The sequence below is a fragment of the Shimia sp. MMG029 genome, assembly GCF_027947445.1.
In the GTDB taxonomy this organism is placed as follows: domain Bacteria; phylum Pseudomonadota; class Alphaproteobacteria; order Rhodobacterales; family Rhodobacteraceae; genus Shimia.
This window is the reverse complement of sequence record NZ_JAQJIM010000001.1, coordinates 1,284,303-1,309,126: the sequence shown is the minus strand read 5'-3', so window position 1 is coordinate 1,309,126 and position 24,824 is coordinate 1,284,303. Positions and strand designations below refer to the sequence as shown.

The 24,824-nt window shown below is 59.8% G+C and carries 22 protein-coding genes and 1 riboswitch; of the genes, 10 read left to right on the top strand and 12 right to left on the bottom strand.

Annotation, left to right across the window (positions count from 1 at the left end):
• Positions 1-11 precede the first annotated feature (11 nt).
• From cobJ to PJL69_RS06225, 7 genes are read right to left on the bottom strand one after another with little or no spacing between them, the layout of a single operon-like run.
• Positions 12-776 carry a precorrin-3B C(17)-methyltransferase gene (gene cobJ / locus PJL69_RS06255; protein ID WP_271308873.1) on the bottom strand — a complete coding sequence of 255 codons (765 nt, stop codon included), beginning with the start codon at positions 774-776 and terminating at the stop codon, positions 12-14.
• Positions 773-1,504, bottom strand: a complete 732-nt coding sequence (gene cobI, locus PJL69_RS06250; protein WP_271308872.1) for a precorrin-2 C(20)-methyltransferase — start codon at positions 1,502-1,504, stop codon at positions 773-775. The genes cobJ and cobI overlap by 4 nt, the downstream gene beginning before the upstream one ends.
• Positions 1,501-2,130 (bottom strand): precorrin-8X methylmutase, encoded by a 630-nt coding sequence (locus tag PJL69_RS06245; protein WP_271308871.1) that lies wholly within the window; start codon positions 2,128-2,130, stop codon positions 1,501-1,503. Before PJL69_RS06245 ends, cobI begins: the two co-directional genes overlap by 4 nt.
• Complete coding sequence (locus PJL69_RS06240; RefSeq protein ID WP_271308870.1) at positions 2,130-3,263, bottom strand: cobalamin biosynthesis protein CobG; 1,134 nt, start codon at positions 3,261-3,263, stop codon at positions 2,130-2,132. The genes PJL69_RS06245 and PJL69_RS06240 overlap by 1 nt, the downstream gene beginning before the upstream one ends.
• Positions 3,260-6,547, bottom strand: a complete 3,288-nt coding sequence (gene cobN / locus PJL69_RS06235; protein ID WP_271308869.1) for a cobaltochelatase subunit CobN — start codon at positions 6,545-6,547, stop codon at positions 3,260-3,262. The genes PJL69_RS06240 and cobN overlap by 4 nt, the downstream gene beginning before the upstream one ends.
• Positions 6,548-6,553: 6 nt before the next feature.
• Positions 6,554-7,651 (bottom strand): cobalamin biosynthesis protein CobW, encoded by a 1,098-nt coding sequence (gene cobW / locus PJL69_RS06230; protein WP_271308868.1) that lies wholly within the window; start codon positions 7,649-7,651, stop codon positions 6,554-6,556.
• Complete coding sequence (locus PJL69_RS06225) at positions 7,648-8,031, bottom strand: DUF1636 domain-containing protein (protein ID WP_271308867.1); 384 nt, start codon at positions 8,029-8,031, stop codon at positions 7,648-7,650. The genes cobW and PJL69_RS06225 overlap by 4 nt, the downstream gene beginning before the upstream one ends.
• Before the next feature lie 77 nt (positions 8,032-8,108).
• Positions 8,109-8,325: riboswitch (cobalamin riboswitch) on the bottom strand.
• A 41-nt stretch (positions 8,326-8,366) separates the two neighbouring features.
• Between PJL69_RS06225 and cobO the strand changes: the two genes are divergently transcribed.
• Genes cobO through PJL69_RS06205 form a run of 4 tightly spaced genes read left to right on the top strand, consistent with a single transcriptional unit; the run spans position 8,367 to position 11,127 of the window.
• A complete protein-coding gene (gene cobO, locus PJL69_RS06220) occupies positions 8,367-8,984 on the top strand; it encodes a cob(I)yrinic acid a,c-diamide adenosyltransferase (protein WP_271308866.1) in 618 nt (205 codons plus the stop codon).
• On the top strand, positions 8,984-9,334 hold the full coding sequence (locus tag PJL69_RS06215) for a Lin0512 family protein (RefSeq protein ID WP_271308865.1): 351 nt from the start codon (positions 8,984-8,986) through the stop codon (positions 9,332-9,334). The genes cobO and PJL69_RS06215 overlap by 1 nt, the downstream gene beginning before the upstream one ends.
• A complete protein-coding gene (locus tag PJL69_RS06210) occupies positions 9,331-9,675 on the top strand; it encodes a Lin0512 family protein (protein WP_271308864.1) in 345 nt (114 codons plus the stop codon). The genes PJL69_RS06215 and PJL69_RS06210 overlap by 4 nt, the downstream gene beginning before the upstream one ends.
• 3 nt (positions 9,676-9,678) lie before the next feature.
• Complete coding sequence (locus PJL69_RS06205; protein WP_271308863.1) at positions 9,679-11,127, top strand: cobyric acid synthase; 1,449 nt, start codon at positions 9,679-9,681, stop codon at positions 11,125-11,127.
• 25 nt (positions 11,128-11,152) lie between these two features.
• Here PJL69_RS06205 and PJL69_RS06200 read toward each other — a convergent pair whose 3' ends face one another.
• Positions 11,153-12,130 carry a GlxA family transcriptional regulator gene (locus PJL69_RS06200; protein ID WP_271308862.1) on the bottom strand — a complete coding sequence of 326 codons (978 nt, stop codon included), beginning with the start codon at positions 12,128-12,130 and terminating at the stop codon, positions 11,153-11,155.
• A gap of 74 nt (positions 12,131-12,204) precedes the next feature.
• On the opposite strand from PJL69_RS06200, the gene PJL69_RS06195 reads away from it, so the two are divergent.
• Positions 12,205-13,116 carry a 3-keto-5-aminohexanoate cleavage protein gene (locus PJL69_RS06195; protein WP_271308861.1) on the top strand — a complete coding sequence of 304 codons (912 nt, stop codon included), beginning with the start codon at positions 12,205-12,207 and terminating at the stop codon, positions 13,114-13,116.
• Positions 13,117-13,342: 226 nt separating this feature from the next.
• On the opposite strand, the gene PJL69_RS06190 is transcribed toward PJL69_RS06195, so the two are convergent.
• Positions 13,343-13,807, bottom strand: coding sequence for a DUF1203 domain-containing protein (locus PJL69_RS06190; RefSeq protein ID WP_271308860.1), 465 nt, complete (start codon positions 13,805-13,807; stop codon positions 13,343-13,345).
• Positions 13,808-13,884: 77 nt separating this feature from the next.
• Here PJL69_RS06190 and PJL69_RS06185 point away from each other — a divergent pair, with 77 nt between their 5' ends.
• The 5 genes from PJL69_RS06185 to PJL69_RS06165 all read left to right on the top strand — a co-directional run bounded on the left by PJL69_RS06185 (position 13,885) and on the right by PJL69_RS06165 (position 20,755).
• Positions 13,885-15,360, top strand: a complete 1,476-nt coding sequence (locus tag PJL69_RS06185; RefSeq protein WP_271308859.1) for a carnitine 3-dehydrogenase — start codon at positions 13,885-13,887, stop codon at positions 15,358-15,360.
• On the top strand, positions 15,357-16,118 hold the full coding sequence (locus PJL69_RS06180) for an SDR family oxidoreductase (protein WP_271308858.1): 762 nt from the start codon (positions 15,357-15,359) through the stop codon (positions 16,116-16,118). The genes PJL69_RS06185 and PJL69_RS06180 overlap by 4 nt, the downstream gene beginning before the upstream one ends.
• A gap of 130 nt (positions 16,119-16,248) precedes the next feature.
• Positions 16,249-17,481, top strand: a complete 1,233-nt coding sequence (locus PJL69_RS06175; RefSeq protein ID WP_271308857.1) for an N-acetylmuramoyl-L-alanine amidase — start codon at positions 16,249-16,251, stop codon at positions 17,479-17,481.
• A gap of 165 nt (positions 17,482-17,646) precedes the next feature.
• Entirely contained in the window at positions 17,647-18,087 is a 441-nt protein-coding gene (locus PJL69_RS06170) for an NUDIX hydrolase (protein ID WP_271308856.1), read from the top strand.
• 112 nt (positions 18,088-18,199) lie between these two features.
• On the top strand, positions 18,200-20,755 hold the full coding sequence (locus PJL69_RS06165; RefSeq protein ID WP_271308855.1) for a penicillin-binding protein 1A: 2,556 nt from the start codon (positions 18,200-18,202) through the stop codon (positions 20,753-20,755).
• 156 nt (positions 20,756-20,911) lie between these two features.
• Here the strand turns inward: PJL69_RS06165 and PJL69_RS06160 are convergent, their stop codons facing one another.
• The 3 genes from PJL69_RS06160 to PJL69_RS06150 form a co-directional block, all read right to left on the bottom strand.
• On the bottom strand, positions 20,912-21,286 hold the full coding sequence (locus PJL69_RS06160) for an ACT domain-containing protein (RefSeq protein ID WP_271308854.1): 375 nt from the start codon (positions 21,284-21,286) through the stop codon (positions 20,912-20,914).
• Positions 21,287-21,389: 103 nt separating this feature from the next.
• Positions 21,390-22,511 carry a Hint domain-containing protein gene (locus PJL69_RS06155; protein ID WP_271308853.1) on the bottom strand — a complete coding sequence of 374 codons (1,122 nt, stop codon included), beginning with the start codon at positions 22,509-22,511 and terminating at the stop codon, positions 21,390-21,392.
• A 296-nt stretch (positions 22,512-22,807) separates the two neighbouring features.
• Positions 22,808-24,613 carry a sensor domain-containing diguanylate cyclase gene (locus tag PJL69_RS06150; protein ID WP_271308852.1) on the bottom strand — a complete coding sequence of 602 codons (1,806 nt, stop codon included), beginning with the start codon at positions 24,611-24,613 and terminating at the stop codon, positions 22,808-22,810.
• Between the last annotated feature and the right edge of the window lie 211 nt (positions 24,614-24,824).

The following is a 24,824-nucleotide window of genomic DNA, read 5'->3' as shown; positions in this document are numbered from 1 at the left end:
ATGACTGACATTTAGCCAGCCACCGACCGAGGCGTGTAGACAATCGGCGCGCCGTCGCGCGTGATGATGCGGGTCTGGCTGGAGCCAAGCAGCACCACCGTGCGCATGTCTGCCATATCCGGCGTGGTGTCCTGAAGCGGCACAATTTTGATGGTCTGATCCGGGCGCGACACATTGCGGGCAAAGATCATTGGGCGGTTGTCACCACAGGCGTCTTTCAGGGTTTTGAGTGCTTTTTCAAAGCCTTCTGGACGGGACTTGGAGCGCGGGTTGTAGAAAGCCATGGCGAAATCTGCCTCAGCGGCCAGACGCAGGCGTTTGTCGATCAGCTCCCAAGGCTTGAGATTGTCGCTGAGGTTGATGGCGCAGAAGTCATGGCCCAGTGGCGCGCCACATGCCGCAGAGGCCGCCAGCATGGCAGTGATGCCGGGCAGCACGCGGATGTCGAGATCGCGCCATGCGGCCTCGCCATGTTCCACCGCTTCAAACACCGCAGCAGCCATGGCAAACACGCCCGGATCGCCGGAGGAGACCACAACCACACGTTTGCCCTCAGAGGCCATTTCCAGGGCATGGCGGGAGCGGTCGATTTCAACACGGTTGTCTGACGGGTGTAGGGTCAAGTTCGGGTTAGCTGCCACACGTTCCACATAGGGAATATAGCCCACCGCATCGGTGGCCTCAGCCAACGCGGCCTGCACCTGTGGGGTCACCAGCGCTTCATCTCCGGGGCCGATGCCGACGATTTGGACCCAGCCTTGTTCTGACGTGCTCATGGGCGGCGCCCCTGACCATGTACAACAATGATCGAGAAGTAAGGCGTCACGTCGTCGGTCATTTCCGAGAGTTTTGTCACCGTCTGCTTGGGCATGGTGGCGTATTGCACGATCCAGGCATCCTCATAACGGTCTGCGGATTTGAGGGCGGCGATGACCTTCTCAAAGTTGGTGCCGATCTTCATCACCACCAGAGAGTCTGTGCGCGCGATGTAGTCGGTCAGCGTGTCTTGCGGCAGGGTGCCGGTGAGCACGGTCAATACATCGTCACCCCAGGTGATCGGGGCGCCTGTGGCTGTCCACGCGCCGGACATGCCGGTGATGGCGGGCACCACGTTGACGGGCACTACTTTGCGTACGCGCTCATAGATGTGCATGAAAGAGCCATAAAAGAACGGGTCGCCCTCACAAAGCACCACAACATCGTCGCCCGCCTGCGCGAGGCGGATCAGATGCTGGGTCACATCCTCGTAAAACTGCGACAGGATTTCATTGTAGCGCGGATCAGACAGCGGGATTTCGGTGGTGACCGGATATTCCATCGGGAATTCGATCACACCCTCAGGTAGCAGCCCTTCGACAATCTGACGGGCTTGGCCTTTGCGGCCTGCCTTGCGGAAGAATGCTACATGTTTGGCACCGGTCAGAAGACGGTGCGCGCGCACGCTCATGAGGTCGGGATCGCCGGGGCCGAGGCCAACGCCGTGGATGGTACCTGTCTGTGTCATTCTTTGCGGCTCGCGATGGCGTTAATGGCGGCCACTGTCATAGCGGAGCCGCCTAGGCGGCCTTCGACGATCATGCAGGGCACAGGTTGATCCGCCCAAAGCGCGTCTTTGCTTTCCATTGCGCCGACAAAGCCCACGGGGCAACCGATGATGGCGGCGGGGCGGGGGCAGTCGGGATCTTCGAGCATGTTCAGGAGGTGGAACAGCGCGGTGGGGGCGTTGCCGATGGCGACAATGGCCCCGCCAAGACGGTCACGCCAATGCTCAAGCGCAGCAGCGGAGCGGGTGTTGCCCATTTCTTTGGCCAGCGCATGGATGCCGTCGGCGTGCAGGGTGCAGATCACATCATTGTCTGCGGGCAGACGCGGGCGGGTCACGCCTTCGCTGACCATGCGCGCATCACAGAAAATCGGCGCGCCGTCTTCCATGGCTTTGCGGGCCGCAGCCACCATGCCGGGGGTGAATTTCACGTGTTTTTCCAAACCGACCATGCCCGCGGCGTGGATCATGCGGACAACAACTTGCTCTTCGTCTTTATCGAAGTCAGCAAGTTCCGCCTCGCGGCGAATGGTGGCAAAGCTTTCATCATAGATCGCCTGACCATTCTTTTCGTATTCATAAGGCATCAAAACTCTCCCAAGGCGGTGGTCAGCTGTTGAGGTGTCAGACCAGTTTTTGTGGGCGCATCCCATGGACGGCCGTTTTTGACAAGATCAAATGCGCCGTCATGCCCAACCAGCGTGGTGGCGCAGGGGCGTGGACGCGCGCAGCCTTTGGCACATCCGGAAACGTGCATCGGCCCGCGCGTTTCTTTGGCGAGTGTGCGGGCAAGCTGTCTGGTTTCCACGGTTGAGGATGTGCAGAGCGGCGCGCCGGGACAGGCATCGATTTGTAGCAAAGGGTCGCGTGCTTCTGTGATGAAGTCCACGGTTTCAACGGCGTCGGCACCTTCCAACAGGAAGAGGCGCCACGGTGTGACCCGCAGGGCTTTTCCTTTGGTTTCACGAACTAGGGTTGCAAGAGCTTCGGCTTCGATCTGGCCAAAAACTGCGCCAAAGATGGTTCCCAGTTCGACTCTGCCGGGTTTCAGCGCTGTGTTTATCGCTACGGGCAGGGCGTCTTGCCAATCCGCCGGTGGCGGGGTCAGCGCCACATGCGCAGCCATGCGTCGGTGAGAGGGGCCATCGGTTTTGACAAACCAGTTTGCCATTTCGATGAGGGCATCAACGGCTGTCTCTGCGGTCACAAGCCGCCCATGTGAGGCCCCATCAGCGCGTAAGATCAATGCGCCATCACAAGAGCGCTCCAGCCGAAAGTCCGCCGAGTTCTGAGAAAATTGCGGTGGGCCATCAATGTCTATGGCAAAGCCCATTTTTGCGGGCAGCTCGGGGAACTCGCCCAAACGAGCAACCAGTGCGTTTGCGATCCGGTCGGTTTCGTCTCCGGCTTGCCAGAGCGGCGGGATCAGGATGTTGCGGCGGCTTTCCAGAAGGGGATCATCTGGCAGCAGGCCAAGATTTGCGAGACGTTCCAGAACGGCCTCGTGATCTGCTTCTGCCACGCCGCGGATTTGCAGGTTGGCGCGGCTGGTGAGATCGATCAAGCCAGAGCCAAATTTCTGTGCTGTGGCGCAGAGGCCGAGCACCTGCGCCTGTGTCAGCCGCGCCAGCATCGGGCGCACGCGCACAACCAGTCCGTCGCCAGACATCATGGGCTTGTAGGCACCGGGGCACCAGCCTTTGGCGGCGGGGCGGCTCATGGCAGTTGCTCAAGCTCCGCCAGAATGGAGTTGCGGCGGGTGACCCAGAGCCCGGCCTCATAGAGCGCGGCGAAACGATCTCGCATCGCGACCAATGCCTGCGGGTTTTCTTTTTGTAGAAAATCGACAACGCCATCATCGCCAAGAGTGGCATCATGATAGGCGTCAAACAGCTGTGGTGGCACTGCACCTGCCAGATTGGCAAAGGCGGCCATATGCTCCAGCGTTGCGGCGATTTCGGCACCGCCGCGGAAACCGTGACGCATCATGCCAGCCAGCCAATCCGGGTTGGTGGCGCGGGCGTGCACCACACGCGCGATTTCTTCGGTCAGGCTGCGGGCGCGGGGGTTTTCCGGGTTGGTGTTGTCCACATGATAAAGGTTGGCATTGCCGCCGGTGATCTTTTGCGCGGCGGCAAAGCCTGCCTCGTGGGTGGCATAATCAGACGCCAGCAGGAGGTCGGTTTCCGGCATGTCCTGCAGGTGAACAAAGCTGTCTGCGGCGCCCACCAGCGCGCGAATGCCAGCTGCGTCTTTGGTGATCTTGTCGCCATCAAAAGCATAAGAGGACGCGTTGAGCCAAGCCTCGCCTGCGGCTTTGCGGCCTTCGTCTGAGTAATTTTCAATGTCGTGGCCCATGCCAAGGCCGTAGCTGCCGGGCGCGGGGCCATAGACGCGAGGGGCCGTGATGCGGCCCGCGAATGGGTTCCAGTCGGCGGCTTCGTCGCGTTCTGCCAAAGCTTTGACAGCCTGACCAAAGAGGGTGGAGAGCGTTGGAAAGACATCTCGGAACAGACCAGAGACACGCAGGGTGACATCAATCCGGGGGCGGTCCAGCAGAGCGATGGGCAGGATTTCAACGCCGGAGACCCGCTCGCTGCCTTCGTCCCAGACAGGTTTTGCGCCCAAGAGATGCAGCGCCATGGCAAACTCTTCGCCTGCGGTGCGCATGGTGGCGCTGCCCCAGAGATCCACAATCAGGTTTTTGGGATAGTCGCCTTCTTCTTGCAGATGACGACGCACCAGCTCTTCGGCCAGTTTCACACCCTGCGCATAGGCGGAACGCGAGGGCACAGACCGTGGGTCGGTGGTGAAGAGATTGCGGCCCGTGGGCAGCACATCTTTGCGTCCGCGATAGGGCGAACCGGAGGGGCCTGCCTCAATGCGTTTGCCTGCTAAGGCGCGGGTGAGCGCGGCGCGTTCTGCGTGAGCAGAGGGGGCTGCATCAAACGCGCCAGCCTGCTCTGGCGCGCGGCCAAAGACATGCAGCCCGTCGCCGAATTGGCTTTCCTTGATGTCACAAACAAAAGTGTCGATGCGGGTGATGGTCTCGGCGAGACAAGTCACGTCATCAAGGCCAAGTTCTGATTTTAGGCCAAGAGCTTCGGCCTCGCCCTTAATGTCAGATTGCAGCCGGTCCCGGCGCTTGGGATCTAGGCCGTCCGCATTGGAGAACTCATCCAGAAGCGTTTCCAGACGCGCAAAACGCTGCGGTGTTGCGCTGGCTTTGAGCGGCGGCGGCACATGCCCCAATGTGAGCGCGTTGATGCGACGCTTGGCTTGTGCGGCCTCGCCGGGGTCGTTCACGATAAACGGGTAGATCACCGGTACGTTGCCAATCAGCACTTCGGGCCAGCAGGCTTCAGACAAGGCAACAGATTTGCCGGGCAGCCATTCAAGCGTACCATGGGCGCCAATATGTAGTAGCGCGTCAACACACTGTGTCTGCCGGAGCCAGAGATAGAAAGCCACATAGGAATGGCGCGGCACGCGGGAAAGATCGTGGTACTCGTCTTCTCGCAGCTGATCGGTGCCGCGCTCTGGTTGCAACGCGATCAGGATGTTGCCGCGTTTTGTGGCCTTGAAGGTGAAGGCATCGCCTGCGACGGTGGGATCATCCTCTGGCGCGCCCCATGCGGTGGCAAGATCCTCTTGCAGTGCCTGCGGCAGGGTGCTGAGCGCGGACTTATATTCCGCCAGCGACCATGTGAGGGGTTCTCCCAGCAGCGCGTCCGCCAGTGCGCTGTCGGCGTGACCGGTTTCAAAACCATCCTCGGCAAAGTCAGACAGGATCGCCTCAACACTTGCGAGCGGGTCCAGCCCAACCGCGTGGGCCATGTTCCAGTCTTTGCCGGGGTAGGTGGAGAGCACACAAGCGAGTTGTTTTTCTGCGTTGGGCTTTTGCGCAAGACGCACCCAACCCTCGACCTTGTCGGCAATTGCCATGATCCGCTCTGGCACGGGGCGGTGGGCAAAGCGAGAGTATTCCAGTGCCGGGTCCTTTTTGCCCGGCTCCTTGAATGAGGCGACGCCGGCAAAGAGGCGGCCATCCACTTCAGGCAGAACCACATGCATGGCGAGGTCAGAAGGCGCGAGGCCACGTTCTGCCTCTGCCCAGGCTTTTTTGCGGGAGGTGGCCAGCGCCACCTGAAAAACGGGTGCTTCGGTGGCGTCCAAAGGCGAGGTGCCATCGGCCCCTTTGCCGGAGAACGACGTGGCATTCACAATGGCGGCAGGTGCAAGGGTGCGCAGGGTTTCGGCTAGCCATGCGGCCGATGCGGGCACTTTGAGGGAAGGGGCAAACAGGCCCACCACATCAAAACCTCGTGCGCGAAACTCCTCAAACATGGCCTCAATTGGCGCGGTGTCGGCGGAACTGACGTAAGCACGATAAAAGGTCAGGGCAATCAGTGGTTTTGCAGGATCGCGCGCAGCAAGAGGATCAGATAGGCCCGTCTCAGGCGTCCAGCCGCCGTGATCCGGCAGGGCTTTGGAGCCCATGACCGGCTTGGCATAAAGCCCTGCAGACAGGGCGAGTTGTGCCAAAGCGGCCTGTGCGGCAATGGCGCCGCCGGTGTCGCAAAGATGCGTCAGGCGGTGCAGAGTGGACACCGGGAGGGTGGACACCTCATCCAATCGTGTGTCAGGGCGGCCATCTGCGGGCAGCACCGCTAGGGCGATGTCCTTTTCCGCTGCAAGGGCCTGCACCTGTTGAATGCCGTATTGCCAGTAAGAAATGCCGCCAATCAGACGGATAAGGATGGCTTTGGCGCCAGACAGCGTTTGGTCAATATAGGTGTCGACTGACAGCGGGTGTTTCAACGCTGTCAGATTGGCAAGGCGCAGCGTTGGCAGATCGCCATTGCTGCGGTGCCAGCCTGCCGCGAAAGCCCCAAGGTCGCTGTCAGAAAAAGACAGCACCACCAGATCGGCCGGGGACTGGCCCAGATCCATCGGGGTTTCGGCCTCATCAAGGCCATGGCTTTCGCGAAAGACTACATGCATGGCAGTTTAGTCTACCAGAGCTGCGTGGATCGCATCCACATTTACGTCATGATGTTCAGCAATCACGACCATCCGGCCCTGACGGCCTTCTTCGGCCTTCCATGGGCGATCAAACTGATGCCGCACGCGTGCGCCCACCGCCTGCACCAAAAGGCGCATCGGTTTGCCTTCAACCGCGGCGTAGCCTTTGACGCGCAGAATGTTGAGATCTTTGGCCATTTTTTCAATCTTGGCAGCAAAAGCCGCAGGATCGGATTGTTCAGGCACATCCACGACAATGCTGTTGAAAGCATCGTGATTGTGGTCGTGGTGGTGATCATGGTGATGGTCGTCGTCATGATGGTGATCGTCGTGATCATGCGCGTGATGATGATCTTCGTGATGGGAAGGGCGGGCCTCCAGATCGTCTTCTGCGGCGGCTTCCAGACCAAGGATCACACGCGGGTCTACATCGCCTTCAGCCACTTCAACCACCGGCAGGGCGCGGGGTGCTTTTGACAGGACGATCTCTTTGGCCTTGGCAACGCCCTCGGGGCCTGCGAGGTCAGGTTTTGTCAAAAGCACGATGTCGGCGCAGTTGATTTGATCGAGAAACACCTCAGACAGAGGGGTTTCGTGATCCAGACCTTCATCCGCTTCGCGCTGCGCATCCACAGCAGCCACATCAGTTGCAAAGCGGCCATCGGCGACAGCCTCCGCATCAGCCAGAGCGATCACGCCGTCCACAGTGATCTTGGAGCGGATATCGGGCCAGTCAAACGCCTTCAGCAGCGGTTTTGGCAAGGCCAGGCCAGAGGTTTCAATCAGGATGTGCTCTGGGCGGGTCTCAAGGTTCATCAGGGCTTCGATCGTGGGGATGAAATCATCGGCCACGGTGCAGCAGATGCAGCCATTCGCCAGCTCCATGATGTTTTCCGCTGGGCAGTCCGGAATTGCGCAGGATTTCAGGATCTCGCCATCCACGCCAACATCGCCAAATTCATTCACGATTACTGCGAGGCGTTTGCCCTGCGGCTTTGTCATGAGGTTGCGCACCAGCGTTGTTTTGCCGGATCCCAGAAAGCCGGTGATGACGGTGACGGGAAGTTTTTCAAGAGTGCTCATTCAGGGATCTCCAGTGGGGGAATGCGTGCAATGCAGTTTTTGCGGAAGTGGGTCGAGCGTTCACGCCAAGGCACCAGCCCATCGACGGTTTCGGCGTATTTGGTCACGCCCTCGGCAACCAGCTCCGCGTCGTCTGCGCCAGTGAAATTGCCATAGACGTAGGTCCAGCGTTCATCGCCACCACGAATGGTGACCGAGCAGCCAGAGTCGCAGTTGGAAAAGCATGCCACGCCTTTCACAGTCACGTTGTCCGGCAAATCTGACGCCCTGAGGGCTTCAAACAGCTGGGTGCCGGGGCGTGGCCCTTCAATGTCGGTGGGCTGACCTGCACGGCAGGTGGTGCAGACAAGCAGGTCGACTGGAGCGGATGCATCAGCCATCAGTTTTGGTCCCTTCGCAGGGACGGGGGCACACGGGACATCATAAAGAGAGCCCAACACCGAAACACCCCGTCCGGTTTATGTCTTCTCCGCTGGCAGGTCTCCCGGCTTGCAGATTTCAGAGCTTGCGCTCTGGTGGCCCTCCTGCCTTCCCGGATCGCTCCAGTGGCTGTGGCGGACCTCTCCGGTCACGGTCGCGGGGGCGGCTGCGCTTTGGGCCTTGACGTCGGACCCGTTTCACATTCCCTTTTCACCTGCCCCGAGGGAGCAGGAACCAACGACACCTCGAATGGGCAATGATTGCGGCCAAGTCAAGCGGGAACGGAGAGGCACGAATGTCTGAAAACACGGATCAGAACGAACGCCACAAGGCCAAGATGGCGAAAATCAAGGCAGCGCGGGACCGTATGATGGCCACCAAGACCGAGGAAAAGGGCCTCATCATGGTCCACACCGGGCCGGGCAAGGGCAAGAGCTCGTCTGGGTTTGGTATGATCATGCGCTGTATTTCGCATGGCATGCCCGTCGCCGTGGTGCAGTTTATCAAGGGGACCTGGGCGACGGGAGAGAGAGATTTTCTGCGCACGCACTTCAAAGATGAGGTGAAATTTCACGTTTCAGGGGAAGGGTTTACCTGGGAGACGCAGGATCGTGAGCGTGACATTGCCAAAGCGCAGGCGGGCTGGGAGCTTGCTAAAGAGCTGATCCGTGATCCGGCAAATCGCTTTGTGATGCTGGATGAAATCAACATCGCGCTGCGCAACGACTATCTGGATATCGACGAGGTGGTCGATTTTCTGCTGAGCGAAAAGCCGGACATGACTCACGTTCTTTTGACTGGACGCAATGCCAAGCCGGAGCTGATTGAGGCCGCCGATCTGGTGACGGAGATGACCCTGCTGAAACATCCGTTCCGCGATGGCATCAAAGCGCAGGCGGGGGTGGAGTTCTGATGGCGATCAAACGCCTTCTCACCGAATTTGGCATGGGCTCTTCGCTGCGCCGTCAGGACTACACCGAGGCGGCGAGCCGGGCTGTGAAAGACGCGCTGTGGCACAATTCGATCAATCTGGCGGAGTTGTTCGGCAAGGACAAATCAGAGATGATCATCACCGTTGAGGTGGCGGTGCAGCAACCGGAGCAGATTGACACCGCGGTGATTGCGGCGATCTTCCCTTATGGGCAGGTCACAGTTGTGCCGGTCAAAGGCGGGCTGGACGTGCCGCGCAATGATGGGGGCAACCCTACGGTGATGTCCAATGTGGCGATTTCGGTGGCTTTGGATGTGGAGGTCGCGGCATGAGCGAGCAGCGTTTCATCATCGAAATGGGCATGGGCAACGACCAATACGGGCAGGATTACACCAAGGCTGCGGCCCGTGCGATCGAGGATGCGATTCGCCATTCTTCGATCCCGATGTTTGCCGCTTTAGGCAAAGATCCCAAAGAGATGCGTGTGCAGGTGACAGTCGGCGTCCAAGACCCGGAGCAAGTGGATTGTGACGCATTGGTTGCGCGTTTGCCACGCGGGCGCGCGGAGGTGAAAGCGGTCTTTGGGGGTATGAATGTGACAAATCCCGATGACGGAAACGTGCTTGTCATCGCCTCTGCGGCGGTGGAGGCCTTCCTCCCAAAACAGGGCTGAGCCATGGGCAAAGCGATTATGATTCAGGGCACAGGCTCCAACGTTGGCAAGTCGATGCTTGTGGCGGGGTTGTGCCGGGCGGCGACGCGTCGGGGTCTGTCTGTGGCACCGTTTAAGCCGCAGAACATGTCCAACAACGCGGCTGTGACCTCTGATGGCGGCGAGATCGGCCGGGCGCAAGCGTTGCAGGCGCTGGCCTGCGGCAAGGCGCTGACTGTGGACATGAACCCAGTGCTTTTGAAGCCGGAAACCGATGTGGGCTCACAGGTGGTGGTGCAGGGAAAGCGGCTGACCACGGTGAAGGCGCGGGAGTATGCCAAGTTCAAGCCGCAGTTGCTTGAGGCGGTGCTTGAGAGCTTTAACCGGCTGAAATCAAAAAGTGATCTGGTGATTGTTGAGGGCGCGGGCAGCCCGGCGGAGGTCAATCTTCGGGCCGGAGATATCGCCAATATGGGCTTTGCACAGGCCGCAGAGGTGCCTGTGGTGCTGGCCGGTGACATCGACCGGGGTGGCGTGATTGCGCAAGTTGTCGGGACGCAGGCGGTGATTTCCGAGGAGGACGCAGCGCTGGTTGTGGGCTTCCTGATCAACAAGTTTCGCGGTGATCCGAGCCTGTTTGATGACGGTTACGACCTGATCAAAGAGACCACAGGCTGGGCCGGTTTTGGGGTGTTGCCCTATTTCGGGGAGGCGTGGAAATTGCCTGCCGAGGATGCGCTGGACATCAAGAATGCCGAGCGTGATGGCGGTTTGAAAGTGGTTTGTCTGGGGCTCTCTCGGATTGCGAACTTCGACGATCTGGACCCGCTGGCGCAGGAGCCGGGCGTGTCGCTGACCATGTTGCGCGCGGGGGAGCCGATCCCCGGCGATGCGGATGTGGTGATCATTCCGGGCAGCAAATCGACCCGGGGCGATCTGGCGTTTCTGCGGGAGCAGGGCTGGGATGTTGATCTCGCCGCGCATGTGCGGCGCGGTGGGCATGTGCTTGGGATTTGTGGCGGATATCAAATGCTTGGCGCGGTCGTGAAGGATCCGGAGGGTATCGAAGGGCCTGCTGGCGAAACCGAAGGGCTTGGGCTTTTGGATGTGGAAACAGTGATGACACCGGACAAACGTCTGACGGAAACGGAGGCGGTGCATGTGGCCTCCGGTGAGGCGTTTCGGGGCTATGAAATCCACATCGGGCGCACGGATGGGCCGGATCGGACGCGACCCTTTGCGCAGGTGGACGGGCGCGATGAGGGGGCTGTGTCAGCCGGAGGGCAGGTGGCCGGGAGCTATCTGCACGGCATGTTCCGCGACGATGGGTTTCGCCGGGCCTGGCTGACCGCGCTGGGCGCGCAGGTGGGCAACGAGGGCTATGACGCCACGGTGCAGGCGGTGCTGGATCGTCTGGCAGATCACGTTGAAGCGCATCTGAATGTCGAGGCGATTTTTGCCGCTGCGCGCTAGCGATATTTCCAACTAAAATTGACGGTTAGCTGCGCTTTTTGCGCAGCTCTCTGACCGAGGTGCCATGGGCCTTTTTGAAGGTGCGGGCGAAGCTGGTGGGGCTGTTGAAGCCTGTTGCGAGGGCGATGTCGTGCACTGGCAGGCGGGTGTCTGTGGCGAGGCGCAGGGCTTCTTCGAGGCGCAGGTGCAGATATGTGGCCTGTGGCGAGCTGTTCAGATGCGCGGCAAAACGCTGCTCCAGCGTGCGGGTTGAGGTGCCGAGGATTGACGCGATGGCAGGGATGGAGAGCGGCGTGTCGAGCGCGCGGGCCATGACATCCAGCGCACGGCCAACTTGCGGGTGTTGGCGCATCTGGCGTGGCGTAGACGTAGGGCTTTGTGCCTGAGAGGGCATCGGATCGTAGAGAAAAGCGCTGCCGACGCGGCGTGCGAGATCGGGGCTGAAACGGCTGGCAATCAGGTGCATCATCATGTCGATACAGGGGCTGGCCCCGCCGGATGTGGCGATGCGGCCAGAGAGGCAAAACCGGTCCTGAAGCGTTTTAACCTGCGGGAATTGTTGGGAGAAGTTTTCGAGATCTTCCCAGTGAGTCGTTGCTTCATGGCCGTCCAGAAGCCCGGCACGCGCGACGAGCCATGGTCCGCCGTCGATTGCGGCAAGAGAGGCACCAGAGGCATAGATACGGCGTAGTGAGGCCCCTAGGCGTGGCGTTGATTGTTCTTCCAGACGAAAGCCTGCGACCACAAAAAGAAGGTCACAGCTGTCCAGTTCGGAGAGGGCTGGGCCGTGTATTTCAAGTCCGCTGGTGAGGGTGGCAGGGGTGCCATCTGCGGTGAAAAACTGCCATTTGAAAAGCGTTTTTCCAGCGCGGCGGTTGGCGGCGCGCATTGGGTCTACTGTGGCGGCAAAGCTCAGCGTGTTGCACTCATCCAGTACCAAAATGGCCGTGTTGAGCGGCGCGGGGTTTGGGTGAAAAACGCTGATTTCTGCGGATTGAGGCATGTTTCTTTCGTAAAATGAAAAGTGTTGCGCGGCAAGAGCGGTACGGTTGGGCAAGAATCAAGAAAGGAATCACCATGCCGCTGCAAATGAATCGTGAGGTTTTCATCACCTGTGCCGTGACCGGATCGGGTGGCACGCAGGATCGCAGCCCGCATGTGCCGCGCAGCCCCAAGCAGATTGCCGACAGTGCGATTGCGGCGGCCAAGGCGGGCGCGGCGGTGGTGCATTGCCATGTGCGTGACCCGGAAACCGGCGCGCCGAGCCGTGATCTGGGGCTTTATCGTGAGGTAACAGACCGCATCCGCGACAGCGAGGTCGACATGGTGCTGAATCTGACCGCCGGCATGGGCGGCGACATGGTGTTTGGCGGGGTGGAAACCCCTCTGCCCACCGTGGCGGGCACAGATATGGTGGGGGCCACCGAGCGTGTGGCCCATGTGGCGGAATGCCTGCCGGAGATCTGCACATTGGATTGCGGCACGATGAACTTTGCCGAGGCCGACTATGTGATGACCAACACGCCGGGCATGCTGACGGCGATGGGAAAAATGATGACAGATTTGGGGGTTAAGCCCGAGATTGAAGCCTTTGACACCGGGCATCTGTGGTATGCCAAACAGCTGGTCAAAGATGGCGTGCTGGAGCCCAATGCGCTTGTGCAGCTCTGCATGGGCGTGCCATGGGGCGCGCCGGATGATCTCAATACCTTTATGGCGATGGTCAACAATGTGCCGGATGAGTGGACGTTTAGCGCCTTTGCTCTGGGGCGCCATCAGATGGCCTATGTGGCGGCTGCGGTGCTGGCGGGTGGCAATGTGCGTGTGGGGCTGGAGGACAATCTGTGGCTCGACAAAGGGGTGCTGGCTGAGAACTGGCAGCTTGTGGAGCGCGCGGGCACGATCATTGAGAACATGGGTGCGCGGGTGATTGGCCCGGCAGAAGTACGCGAAAAGCTGGGGCTGGTGAAACGCGCGCCGAAGGGCTGAGACCTTGCGGGAGGGCGGCGCAACAGCTGCGCGCGGCGTGGTAAGCTTTGCAGGCTTTTGGGCCCACCGCGCGCTGTTTGGCCAAAAACACAACACGTCGGTATCGCGTCGGTATCCCTACGGTATTGCGTCGGTGCCAAAAACGGTCCCTGAATCGGCGGTGCAAAGGTTAAGAAAGGCCGTTGCTCAGCCTTTTTCGCGCTGCGCCGCCGCGGGGTTGCGCGTTTCAGGCCGGCTTGATCCGACACAGGAAACAGTTGTTGGAGGCGCTGCGCACATCGACAAAAGCGATGTCGTCCCGCGCCAGCAGAGCGGCGGCATAAGTGCTGATGTCTGCTGTCGGGCTGACTTGTCCCGTGCCGTAGACAATCCGTTCATCCGCGCTGTAGCCACGCACAATATGGGTGGGCGCGCTCAGGATCGCCGGAAGCGTAGCGCTTGGCGGCGTGCCCTCACAGCTTTCACAGAGATAGATCGGACCGGTTTCGGTGAAGGGGTTTTGTCCCTCAAAGGGGCGGTGGGCGAGCGTGAGGAAGGGTTCCCCGGCGGCGGTTTCTGTCAGACAGGACCGGCAGGGAAAACCGGGGCCGTCACATATCGCGCGCTCCACGGGGTTGCCATAGGAATCGATGCGGGTGGCGCGAATTGCGGCCACCTCGGCGGCGGGCAACGGATGAAAGTGAACAGACATAGGCGGTCTCCTTTTTCGAGGGAGACTAGGGCGCGCACAGAGGTGCAGCGACCCGTATCATGCGGAAAGGACAAGGGATGACAAAGACAGCTGCGGTTATTGGCGGTGGCGTGATTGGCGGCGGATGGGCCGCGCGGTTTCTGCTCAATGGCTGGGATGTGCGGGTGTTTGACCCGGACCCGGAGGCGGAGCGCAAGATTGGCGAGGTGATTGCCAATGCACGGGTGAGCTTGCCGGGGCTGAGTGACACGGCCTTGCCAGCGGAAGGCGCGCTGAGTTTTCATGACACCATGTCTGAGGCTGTGGACGGCGCAGCTTGGATTCAGGAGAGCGTGCCGGAGCGGCTGGAGCTGAAGCGGAAGGTCTATCAGACGCTGCAGGAGCATTGCGCCGAAGACGCCATCATTGGCAGCTCTACCAGTGGCTTTAAGCCGAGTGAATTGCAGGGCTGTGCCTCGCGGCCTGCGCAGATTGTGGTGACCCATCCGTTTAACCCGGTCTATCTGATGCCGCTGGTGGAAGTGGTGCCCACTGAGAAGAACCCGCCAGAAATGGTGACGCGGGTGAAAGAGATCCTGACCGGGGTGGGGATGTTCCCGCTGCATGTGCGCAAGGAGATTGATGCCCATATTGCGGACCGTTTTCTGGAGGCCGTGTGGCGCGAGGCGCTGTGGCTGGTGAAAGACGGGATTGCCACCACCGAAGAGATTGATGAGGCGATCCGCATGGGCTTTGGCATTCGCTGGGCGCAGATGGGGCTGTTTGACACCTATCGTGTGGCGGGCGGTGAAGCTGGGATGAAGCATTTCATGGCGCAATTTGGCCCCGCGCTGGAATGGCCCTGGACCAAGCTCATGGATGTGCCCGAGTTCACTGAGGAACTGGTGGATCTGATTGCGGGGCAGTCTGATGCACAGTCCGGCCATATGAGCATTCGCGAGATGGAGCGCATTCGCGACAACAACCTTGTGTCGATGATGCGGGCCTTGAAGGCGCAGGATTTTGCCTCCGGTGCGGTGCTCAATCAACATGACGCCAAGCTCTCTGCCGAGGCGGGTATGGTGCGCAAGGCCAGCGAGATTGTGGATGCGAGTTTGCCGATTGTGACCGTGCGCCGGGCGGTGCCGATCGATTGGCTGGATTACAACGGGCATATGACCGAGAGCCGCTATCTGCATGCTTTTGCCGATGCCACTGACCGGTTGATGGAGATCATTGGCTGTGATCAGGCCTACATCGCGACGGGCGGGAGCTTTTTCACTGCGGAGACGCATATCCGACATATCGACGAGACCCATCTGGGCAGCGTGATTGAGGTGCGCACTCGTGTGTTGATGGGCGAAGGCAAGAAGATGCATCTCTGGCATGAGATGTATGCGGGCGAGAAGCTCTTGGCGACGGGGGAGCATATCCTGATCCATGTGAGCCTTGAGACGCGGCGGCCTGCGCCGTTTAGCGCAGAGATCGCGGCCAATCTGAAGATGATCTGTGAGGCGCAGGCGGATCTGCCAGCACCTGAGGGCGCTGGGCGCTATGTGGGGCAGCCGCGGTGAGCGGGCGGGTTCTGATCACGGCGGGCGGCTCTGGTATTGGCCGCGCGATGGCGGACGCTTTTGCAAGTGAAGGCTGGCAGGTCTGGGTCGCGGATCTGGATGGCGCGGCCTTGGCGGAGGTGCCGGATAGCTGGCGCAAGACGCAGCTTGATGTGACGGATGAGACGGGCGTGGCCGCGCTTTTTGCGGAGGTGGAGGCCGCATGGGGCGGGCTGGATGCGCTTTGCGCAAATGCCGGAGTTGCTGGGCCAACAGCGGCGGTGGAGGACATAAAACTGCAAGACTGGCAGGCCTGCGTGGCGGTCAACCTGGAAGGCGCGTTTCTGGCGGCGAAATACGCGGCGCCTATGATGAAGGCTGCCGGGCAGGGGACGATTGTGATCACCAGCTCAACGGCGGGGCAATATGGCTACCCGTATCGCGCACCTTATGCAGCGGCGAAATGGGCGGTGATCGGACTGACCAAAACGCTGGCTATGGAGCTGGGCAGCTTTGGTGTGCGGGCCAATGTGATCTGTCCCGGCGCGGTGGAAGGGCCGCGTATGGAAGGCGTTCTGGCGCGGGAAGCGGCGGCCAAAGGCATGACGCGGGATGCGGTTTATGAAGGCTATGCCGCAGGCACAGCGCTGGGTGCCTTTGTGGAGGCGCGTGATGTGGCGGATATGGCGGTGTTCTTGAGTTCTGACAAAGCGCGGATGATCAGCGGGCAGGTGATTGCCGTGGATGGTTTCACTGTGAACCCGGATCCGAAGGTGTGAAACACCGGTCTGTCCAAGCTTAGGCAAACCGGGCGTGGCATAGGCGGTTGCGCTGATATAGGGTGTGCCCAAAGACACGCGGAACAGCGGTGGGGCAGGCATGATTTTGAGCGCGCGATTTGGCAGATCTATGAGCTTTCTACGGGCGGCAGCTTTGGGGCTGTGCGTGGCTTTGGGGCCGACCTTTGCGGGGGCGCAGGAGGATGGGTTTTCCGCGCTGGCGCGATTGGATGTGGCCGGGAGTGGCCTGTCTGACGGGCGGCGTGGGGCCACGGACCTGCGCCTCCATCTGAGCCAAGGGGTGCCGTGGCGGGTGTTTACACTGGACGACCCACGCCGGGTTGTGCTGGACTTTCGCGAGGTTGACTGGGGCACCCTCAAGGCGGGGGAACTCGGCAGTGCAGAAGGCGTGAGCGGGTTGCGCTTTGGTGCCTATCGTCCGGGGTGGAGCCGGATGGTGCTCGATTTGGCGGGACCGTTTGATGTGGAAAGCGCGGAGATGGCTGTGGCCGAGGCCACGGGGGCGGCGACGCTGGCGCTGCGACTGGCGCCGACGGATGCAGAGACTTTTGGGTCAGCGGCTGGCGCGCCCTATGACCCGCGCTGGGATTTGCCTGCGCCCGCAGCAGAGGCAGCGCCTGCGCCACGCCCGGATTGGGCCCCGACACGGGTGATGATTGATCCGGGGCATGGCGGCATTGATCCGGGAGCTGAGCGGGGAGATGTGCAGGAAAAGGCGCTGATGTTGATGTTTGCGCGCGAGCTGCGTGACCTGCTGCGCCGGGCTGGAGATTTTGAGGTGATCATGACGCGGGATGCGGATGTGTTTGTCTCGCTTGAGGGTCGGGTCGCGTTGGCGCATCAGCATCAGGCCGATGTGTTTTTGTCCTTGCATGCCGACAGCCTGAGCCAGGGCAATGCCAAGGGCGCGACGATTTACACCCTGTCAGAAGAGGCGAGTGACGCAGCCTCTGCCTTGCTGGCGGAACGGCATAATCGCGCGGACATCATCTCTGGTGTGGATCTGTCCGGCGCGGATGATGAAGTAACCGATGTGCTGTTGGATCTGGCGCGGATGGAGACGGAGCCGCGCACCGACAAACTGGCCCATTCCTTGGCAGGTTCCTTGCGTGATGGTGGTGTAAGATTGAACCGTAAGCCACTGAGAGAAGGTGCATTTTCCGTCTTGAAGGCGGCGGATGTGCCCTCGGTTTTGATTGAGTTGGGCTTCATGTCAGATCAGCAGGATTTGGCAAACTTGCAGGATGCTGGATGGCGCGCGGCGATGGCGGCGGGTTTGCGCGACGGGCTGTTGGCGTGGATCGAAGAGGACAAAGCGACACGGGCGCTTGTGCGCCAATAGGCTTCGCCGCGCGACGGCCACCAGCCAATGACTTTCCAGACATGTGCCGTTGTGGGTGGCAAAGCTCCGCCTATTACCGCAATCTAGTGGAAAGGTGGCTTCCCTTTGCGCCGCAAACACCGTCGAGTGCTGCCGGGGGAAGACGAACACAACAGACGGGTCGAAATGCGCGAATTTACCGATTTTGACGGTGCCAAGCTGGCGCTTTTGAAAGGGGATCAGCTTGTCTCCATTCTGCGGGACAACAAGGCGGATATTCCGTTTCCAAACATGTGGGATTTCCCCGGCGGTGGGCGCGAGGATGGAGAAAGCCCCGAATCCTGTGTGCTGCGCGAATTGCATGAAGAACTGGGGCTGGCGCTGCCAGAGGCAACACTGACCTACAAACGCCGTTATGCTTCTGGACGACAGGGTGAGGTGGTCAACTGGTTTTTTGTGGCGGAAGTGCCGGATCTGGACATCAACCGGCTGCGGCTGGGGGAGGAAGGGCAGGCCTGGCGCATGTGGGATGTGACGCGGTTTTTGCGAATGAACAATGCGGTGCCCAATATGAAAGCACGGCTGGCAGAGTATCTGGCGCAGCGGGAGAACGCGTCGGCGTCGTGATACGCACTATATGACGCAGCGCTTATTTGCCTGAGGCACAGAGAGGTGTTTTGACCCGCCCTGCGCGCGCCTATATAGAGAGGCTCTGAGCTGCGACTTAAGGGCCTTCGGCGTGATACGTTTTATTCTGTCTTTCTTCGGAACCATTTTCACCTTTGTCACCATGGGGTTGGCCGTTGTGGCGCTCTCTATTGGGGCGGTGTTTTGGATCTATGGGCAAGAGCTGCCAAGCCATGAGAGCCTTGCGCAGTACAAGCCGCCGACCATCAGCCGGATTTATTCGGGTGAGGGCCATATCATTGATGAATTTGCCAAAGAGCGGCGTCTGTTTGTGCCTGCGGAAGAGATTCCGGATATGGTGAAAGAGGCCTTTATCTCCGCAGAAGATAAGAACTTTTACTACCACTCAGGCTTTGACGCGCGCGGGATCGCTGCGGCGGCTGTGGAAGCGGTGCAGAGCCGTGGGGAAAGCGTGCGGGGGGCCTCGACGATCACGCAGCAGGTGATGAAAAACTTCCTGTTGTCGGGTGACCGGCGCATTGAACGTAAGATCAAAGAGATCATTCTGGCGACCCGCGTCGAGGAGACGCTGAGCAAAGATCAGATCCTTGAGCTCTATATGAACGAAATTTTCCTCGGGCAGAACTCTTATGGTGTGGCCGCAGCCGCGCAGACCTATTTTAACAAGTCGCTGGAAGAGCTTGCCCCACATGAGGCGGCGACTTTGGCTTCCATGCCCAAAGCGCCGGGCAAGTTCCATCCCGTGCGCAACAAAGAGCGGGTGCTGGCGCGGCGCAACTTTGTGCTGAAGGAAATGGCCGAAAACGGCTATATCACGCAGGCGGTCTATGAGGCTGAAAAGGAGCTGCCGCTGCGCTCGGTGCAGAATGGTGATTATGAGAGCTTCAAATCAACTCTGCCATCGCGGGATTATTTCACGGATGAGATTCGCCGACAGTTGAGCCGTGACTTTGGCGAGGACGAGTTCTTCTCCGGCGGGATGACCGTGCGTTCGACCGAGGACCCGGAGATGCAGGATGTGGCGGCGCGGGCGCTGCGCCGTGCGCTTGAAAAATATGATCGCAGCCGTGGCATCTGGCGTGGGACCGGTGAGGTGATTGATGCTAGCCTGCTGACAGATGATGTTGCATGGCGCGGTGCGCTGGCGGAAGTGTCGGTGCCACGTGATGTGGATCTTGAGGGGCAATGGTATCCGGCGGTCGTGCTGGAAGTTGGCAGCAATGATGCGCGGATCGGGATCGAGGGCGTGGAAGATGACGCCGACGGCCATTGGATCAGTGCCAAAGATGTGACCTGGGCGCGCAAACGGCTTGCGGATGGTTCGCTTGCCCGCAAGGCGCGTGTGGCGGGCGATCTGGTTTCTGAGGGTGACGTGGTGCTGGTGCGCGCGATCACCAAGGATGACAGCGGTGAATTTGTGCGCTGGTCTTTGCGGCAGGTGCCGGAGGTGCAGGGCGGCTTTATGGCGATGGACGTGAACAACGGCCGTGTGATCGCCATGCAAGGCGGTTTCAGCTATCAGGACACGGTGTTTAACCGCGCGACGCAGGCGAAGCGTCAGCCGGGATCTAGTTTTAAGCCCTTTGTCTATGCCTCAGCCCTCGACAGCGGCTATTCCCCCGCGACCATCGTGATTGATGCGCCCATTGAGATCAACACACCGCAGGGGGTCTGGCGCCCGAAGAACTCGACCAACAAATTCTACGGGCCGACCCCGCTGCGCACTGGCATTGAGATGAGCCGGAACCTGATGACCATTCGTCTGGCGCAAGAGGTTGGGATGGAGACCGTGGCGCGCTATGCAGAACGTTTTGGCGTCTATGACAATATGGGGGCGTTTCTGGCGAACTCGCTTGGGGCGGATGAAACCACGCTTTATCAGATGGTGGCGGCCTATGCGATGTTTGCCAATGGCGGTGAGCGTGTGGAGCCGACCTTGGTGGACCGGGTGCAGGACCGCTATGGCAAGACGATCTATCGTCATGACCAGCGCGAATGTACCGACTGCCTGGATCCAAGTATCCCGGCCACACGGGGGCCACGTATCGTGACCAACCGGGAGCGGGTGATGGATGCGGTGACCGCCTATCAGCTGACCTCGATGATGGAAGGCGTGGTAACGCGTGGTACGGCGAGCAGCCAGATCAATCTGCCTGTGCCTGTCGCTGGCAAGACCGGCACCACCAATGAGGCCAAAGACGTGTGGTTTGTCGGCTTCACCAGCAATATCGTGGCAGGCTGTTACATCGGTTATGACCGGCCCCGGCCGCTGGGGCGTGGGGCCTATGGTGGCACCACCTGTGGCCCTGTGTTCCAGGAGTTCATGGAAGAGGCGGTGCAGAAATACGGCGGCGGCAAGTTCCGTGTGCCGCCGGGTGGGCATTTCATCAAGATTGACCGCTACACCGGTGCGCGGCTGGATGGCGACGCCAGTGGTGCCAATGTGGTGGCAGAGTATTTCCGCGATGGCGAGGAGCCGGTGTTTGGCATCACCTATGACGGTGGCTTTGCCATGGGGCAGAATCTGCCACTGGTGGAAGAAGTCGCCAATTCTAAGGGCCGCGAAGTGACCACCTCAAGCGGTGGCACTGGCATCGTGGGGCCAAAGGCCGATTTTGGCACGGTGAGCTCGGGCGGGCTTTATTGATCTGGCCGCTTAACACGCGCAGAATATGACATGATGAGGCCCCGGTCAGATGATGACCGGGGCCCTTTTTATGGCCGCATAGGGCTGTGGTCTGGCAAAGCCCCTGAGACCGGGCACGCTGGTTTCAGGGGGCGTTGTCGGACCGATTGTCAGGCGCTAGGCGACAAATTCGTGCCCCTGTGCGATGAGCAAGTTCTGAACCCTGTCAAAATGCTCAGAAGGGACAAGGATATGCTCTCCGTCAAAGGTGCAGAGCACGAACACACCAATGCCGGCTGCGGATATGGGTGCTATGAGTGCGGCGACAATGCCGGCTTCGTCAAAGGCGAAGGGACCAAGCGTGCGGAAGCAGGCCCATCCGCGCTGGGCTGTGACCTCTTGCGGGATGAGTTGGGCCTCGCACACAAGGGTCAGCTCATCGTCCGCTCTCACCATGGCAGAGAAGCCCCTGCCGGTGAACCAACTCGGCAGCGCGGCCTCTGGTGGGAGTTTTGCCACAGCGAAATGGCCAGAAATGTGTTTGAGGCGCACGTTAGGGGCCTTTCCGATTGGGCTTGTCAGGCTTGGCTGTGCGGGGGCAGCAGCTGGGTGTCGGTGTTGCAGTGGCCGTTTCTATCTGAGGCGTCGCCTCAGCTTAGGAGTGGCAATAGATCGGCATGTTGTTGGCCTGATGCCGGGCGACCATTTTTTTGACGCGTTTGCCTTGGGCAGGGATGTGGCGGGCGGAGGTGGGTTTGAAACCGGGCGCGCAGATTTCAGGGAACAGCGTTTCGATTTCCGCGCGACCCGCCGGTGAAAGCGCCTTGAGCGCCTGCGGACCGGTGAACAGGCTTTCGGAGGGCGCACCGTTGGACCAGACGACCTGATGGTCATCAAACAGGATGTGCCAGTAGGTCACGCCCTCGGACGTGTCGCCGAGCACCTCGATGCCATCCAGCGGCAGAAGTTTATGGGCCGGGACCAGCACGTCTCTGGTGCCAAACATGCGCATGGCAACCTTTGAAGACACCAGCATCCGGTGCTGGGGAGACACGCAAAGATCGCGTTGCGGATACCCGAGCCCCAGGGCGTTTGCCTTGATCAGGATCGGTTTGAGTTTTGGTGTGGCCCGCAAATGCGCGCCATCCAATGCGCATGACCCGATCCAGCGAATGGGTTCGTAGGTGCCGTCATAGGTCAGCACAAGATCGCCGGCATGCAGCGCCTCAACCGGTTTGGAGCCAAGCAGCGTTTCAATTTGGGTGCCTGCGACAAAACAGGGCACGTCTTCAAAATCGCCACTTGCGTTGGTGGGTCCGGTGACCGACTGATCCACGACAACGGTGTTGGGCCCGTCGTCGTTCCAGGCGTTGGCGATGGCGGCGGAGTTGACGGTGAGACCATTGAACAGCTCCAGCTCTTCGAGCGGGCCATTGTTAAATTTCATGCCATAGAGGGCGATGGTGCCGTCGGGGTTGATCTCAAGCCGAAACACTGGGTCGGGATCGACCCCGGAATTGCGCAGCTGCCAGATCTCTGGCGTGTTGGTGCCGTAGCGGTCGCCATCGGCGAAACGCACGGTTTGGCCCGCTGTGGCCGCTGTTTGAAACTGCAGTTCGTTCGGGGCGCCCGCAGGGCCGCCGACAAACAGATCCACACCGTTGATTTGGACATTTATGCTGTTGTCGAGACGATCAAAGTCGATGACAAAACCATTGCCCGGTGTTGGATCGGTGTAGGTGGTGGAATTGCCACCACTGATGCTGAAACTGGGCACGTGAAATTCTTTCTCTGTGCGCGTCAGACGATCTCTTCTGTGGTGAGCCACAGGGGATCGCAAACCAAATGTACTATAACCGAAGTGACCCCACGGTTTCCGCAGGGTTATTAAGAGAATTAGGCAAAATTTAGAAGATTTGTAGTGTACACCATGACGTTTAATATTTCGTCAAGATTTGTGGTGGCTTGGGTGCAAGCGTTCTACCCTGCGCAGAGGGAGGGGCAGGGGGGGGATTTCCCTCTGTAAAATAAAAAAAACCCCACCGGATTTGGTGGGGCTTGGTGTTTTTAGCCTTAGCCTGCTTTCTTTTGGGGTGTGTCGCCACTGTCATCACGCGCTTCAGCAGCCGCGGATGGTAAGGCCGTCGGGGTTGTCTTTTCCCACGGCTCTCCTTCATGTTCTCCAGTTTCCAAGCTGTCAGCGACAACCACTCTGTTTCTCCCCAAGGCTTTGGCCTGGTAAAGCGCATCATCTGCGCTGCGCAGAAGCATCTGGGGCAGGGTGCCGTGTTCCGGATACATGGACAGACCAACAGAGATGGTGATGCGAGGCAAAGTCTTCTCGCCATAGCGCACTTTGATGTTTTCCACAGCGCGCCGCAGGTTTTCTGCCCGCTCCTGGGCCTGATCGAGCCCGGTGCCCGGGAGAATAAGCGTGAACTCTTCGCCACCCGGGCGGCAGGCCACATCGTCGCGGTCGCAATCCTGTTGCAGCACCGAGCCGACGGCCCGCAGCACCATATCCCCAGCGTCATGGCCATGGGTGTCGTTGAACTTTTTGAAGTGGTCCACGTCAATCGCGATCACGGCAAAGGGTTCTGTGCTGCGCTGGCTGTCACCGATGGTTTTGCGCAGGGTTTCGTTCATGTGACGGCGGTTGAACAGACCTGTGAGCGGGTCGCGCACGGATTGGTCATGCAGCTCGTCGCGCATGCGCACATTGGCGATGGCCATCGAAATCTGCTCAGAGCACATCTGCGCCAGATCCCGATTGGCGTGAAACATCTCTGAATCGTTGCTTTTGGCACGTAGGTGCAGCAGTCCGACGGTTTCGCCATGGGCTAGAATGGGGAAGCAGAAATAGGGGTGATCGTTGTGTGGCTCAGCATGCGAGCATGTGAAATTGATCTCGCTATCGCCATATTCATAGGTGCGACCACGGCGCAGGCCCCAGCATTCGTCCGGGCGAATGTGGTCTTTGTGGTTGCCGCCGTTCCAGCTGGCCCAACCATCCAGCACGTCGCGGGAGTTGGAGTAGACATACACGCTGCCTTCGGCATCCGGAAGCACATGGGTCATGAAGCGTTTGACCATGTCAAAGAGTTCATCCAGAGAGCGGCTGGATTGTAGCCATTCGTTCAGCTCACCCAGAATTTTGACGTCGCGGGCGAGTTTGAGCTGTTCGCTGAGCAGTTTCTTTTCTTTGGTGGTGCGACGGGTGAGGGCCTGATATTGGCGCCTGTTTGCACGGAAAAGCACAATGGCCACGGCAGTCACCGTTGCAATTGCCAGAGCGGTGAGGCCTGCCAAAAGCACGCGAACCCGGATGAGGAACCGGGCGCGGGTGTCGGTGATGTCCGTGTAAAACTCAAGCGCGCCAATCACGCGGCCATCAGAAATGACGGGTTCATAGATTTCTGCGACCTCATGCGTGGCCACATCCTGTGAGAGAGCGTGGAGCGCCAGCCCATCGATTTCAGCGGCGGGTTTCTGGGTGCGGCGGTAGGAGGTCTTGCCTTGCATGATCTCCTGCGCTGGGAAGGTGTCGGCATCCGACAGCCCTTTGTCGCCGGAGCGTGTGGACCAGATCACCAGCCCCTCGGTGTCATAGAGTTTGAAGCGATAGACATCGGAGGCTTCTGGCAGCAGCTCAAAGTAGCTTATGTTATTGCTGGTCAGCTCACCATTGAGGAAGGTCCCCGCGGGGTCATCAAGATGCAGGATCACCCGGCGTTGCCAGAGTTCGGAGTGTTTGCGCAGATCCGCTTCCATCAGGGTTTCCACAATTGGAACGGATACCTGATGTACCCCAAACATCGCTGCCGCAGCGCCAGAAAAGCAAAATAAGATGGAGAGGGAGAGTTTGGCGAACTTTCGCATAAGGTGCATCCTGAAAAAATCTACACTCCTGTTGCCACAAAGTCTTAAGCCTTCGGTAAAATTCAAAGCGCCTTTCAACCGACAATTTTCCGAAAACATGTCATGTATCTTCGTTGATGGTCTCTGGTTTGGCTGTGAGGTGTGCCTCGTGCCTTGCCCCCTTTGCGGCTCTGCGTTATCACCCTGATCTGAACCGGAATGAGGCTAAGAT

Coding starts and splice junctions, on each gene's coding strand:
- cobJ (WP_271308873.1), bottom strand. CDS start 776: ATGAGCACGTCAGAACAAGGCTGGGTCCAAATCGTCGGCATCGGCCCC.
- cobI (WP_271308872.1), bottom strand. CDS start 1,504: ATGACACAGACAGGTACCATCCACGGCGTTGGCCTCGGCCCCGGCGAT.
- PJL69_RS06245 (WP_271308871.1), bottom strand. CDS start 2,130: ATGCCTTATGAATACGAAAAGAATGGTCAGGCGATCTATGATGAAAGC.
- PJL69_RS06240 (WP_271308870.1), bottom strand. CDS start 3,263: ATGAGCCGCCCCGCCGCCAAAGGCTGGTGCCCCGGTGCCTACAAGCCC.
- cobN (WP_271308869.1), bottom strand. CDS start 6,547: ATGCATGTAGTCTTTCGCGAAAGCCATGGCCTTGATGAGGCCGAAACC.
- cobW (WP_271308868.1), bottom strand. CDS start 7,651: ATGAGCACTCTTGAAAAACTTCCCGTCACCGTCATCACCGGCTTTCTG.
- PJL69_RS06225 (WP_271308867.1), bottom strand. CDS start 8,031: ATGGCTGATGCATCCGCTCCAGTCGACCTGCTTGTCTGCACCACCTGC.
- cobO (WP_271308866.1), top strand. CDS start 8,367: ATGTCTGAAAACACGGATCAGAACGAACGCCACAAGGCCAAGATGGCG.
- PJL69_RS06215 (WP_271308865.1), top strand. CDS start 8,984: ATGGCGATCAAACGCCTTCTCACCGAATTTGGCATGGGCTCTTCGCTG.
- PJL69_RS06210 (WP_271308864.1), top strand. CDS start 9,331: ATGAGCGAGCAGCGTTTCATCATCGAAATGGGCATGGGCAACGACCAA.
- PJL69_RS06205 (WP_271308863.1), top strand. CDS start 9,679: ATGGGCAAAGCGATTATGATTCAGGGCACAGGCTCCAACGTTGGCAAG.
- PJL69_RS06200 (WP_271308862.1), bottom strand. CDS start 12,130: ATGCCTCAATCCGCAGAAATCAGCGTTTTTCACCCAAACCCCGCGCCG.
- PJL69_RS06195 (WP_271308861.1), top strand. CDS start 12,205: ATGCCGCTGCAAATGAATCGTGAGGTTTTCATCACCTGTGCCGTGACC.
- PJL69_RS06190 (WP_271308860.1), bottom strand. CDS start 13,807: ATGTCTGTTCACTTTCATCCGTTGCCCGCCGCCGAGGTGGCCGCAATT.
- PJL69_RS06185 (WP_271308859.1), top strand. CDS start 13,885: ATGACAAAGACAGCTGCGGTTATTGGCGGTGGCGTGATTGGCGGCGGA.
- PJL69_RS06175 (WP_271308857.1), top strand. CDS start 16,249: ATGAGCTTTCTACGGGCGGCAGCTTTGGGGCTGTGCGTGGCTTTGGGG.
- PJL69_RS06170 (WP_271308856.1), top strand. CDS start 17,647: ATGCGCGAATTTACCGATTTTGACGGTGCCAAGCTGGCGCTTTTGAAA.
- PJL69_RS06150 (WP_271308852.1), bottom strand. CDS start 24,613: ATGCGAAAGTTCGCCAAACTCTCCCTCTCCATCTTATTTTGCTTTTCT.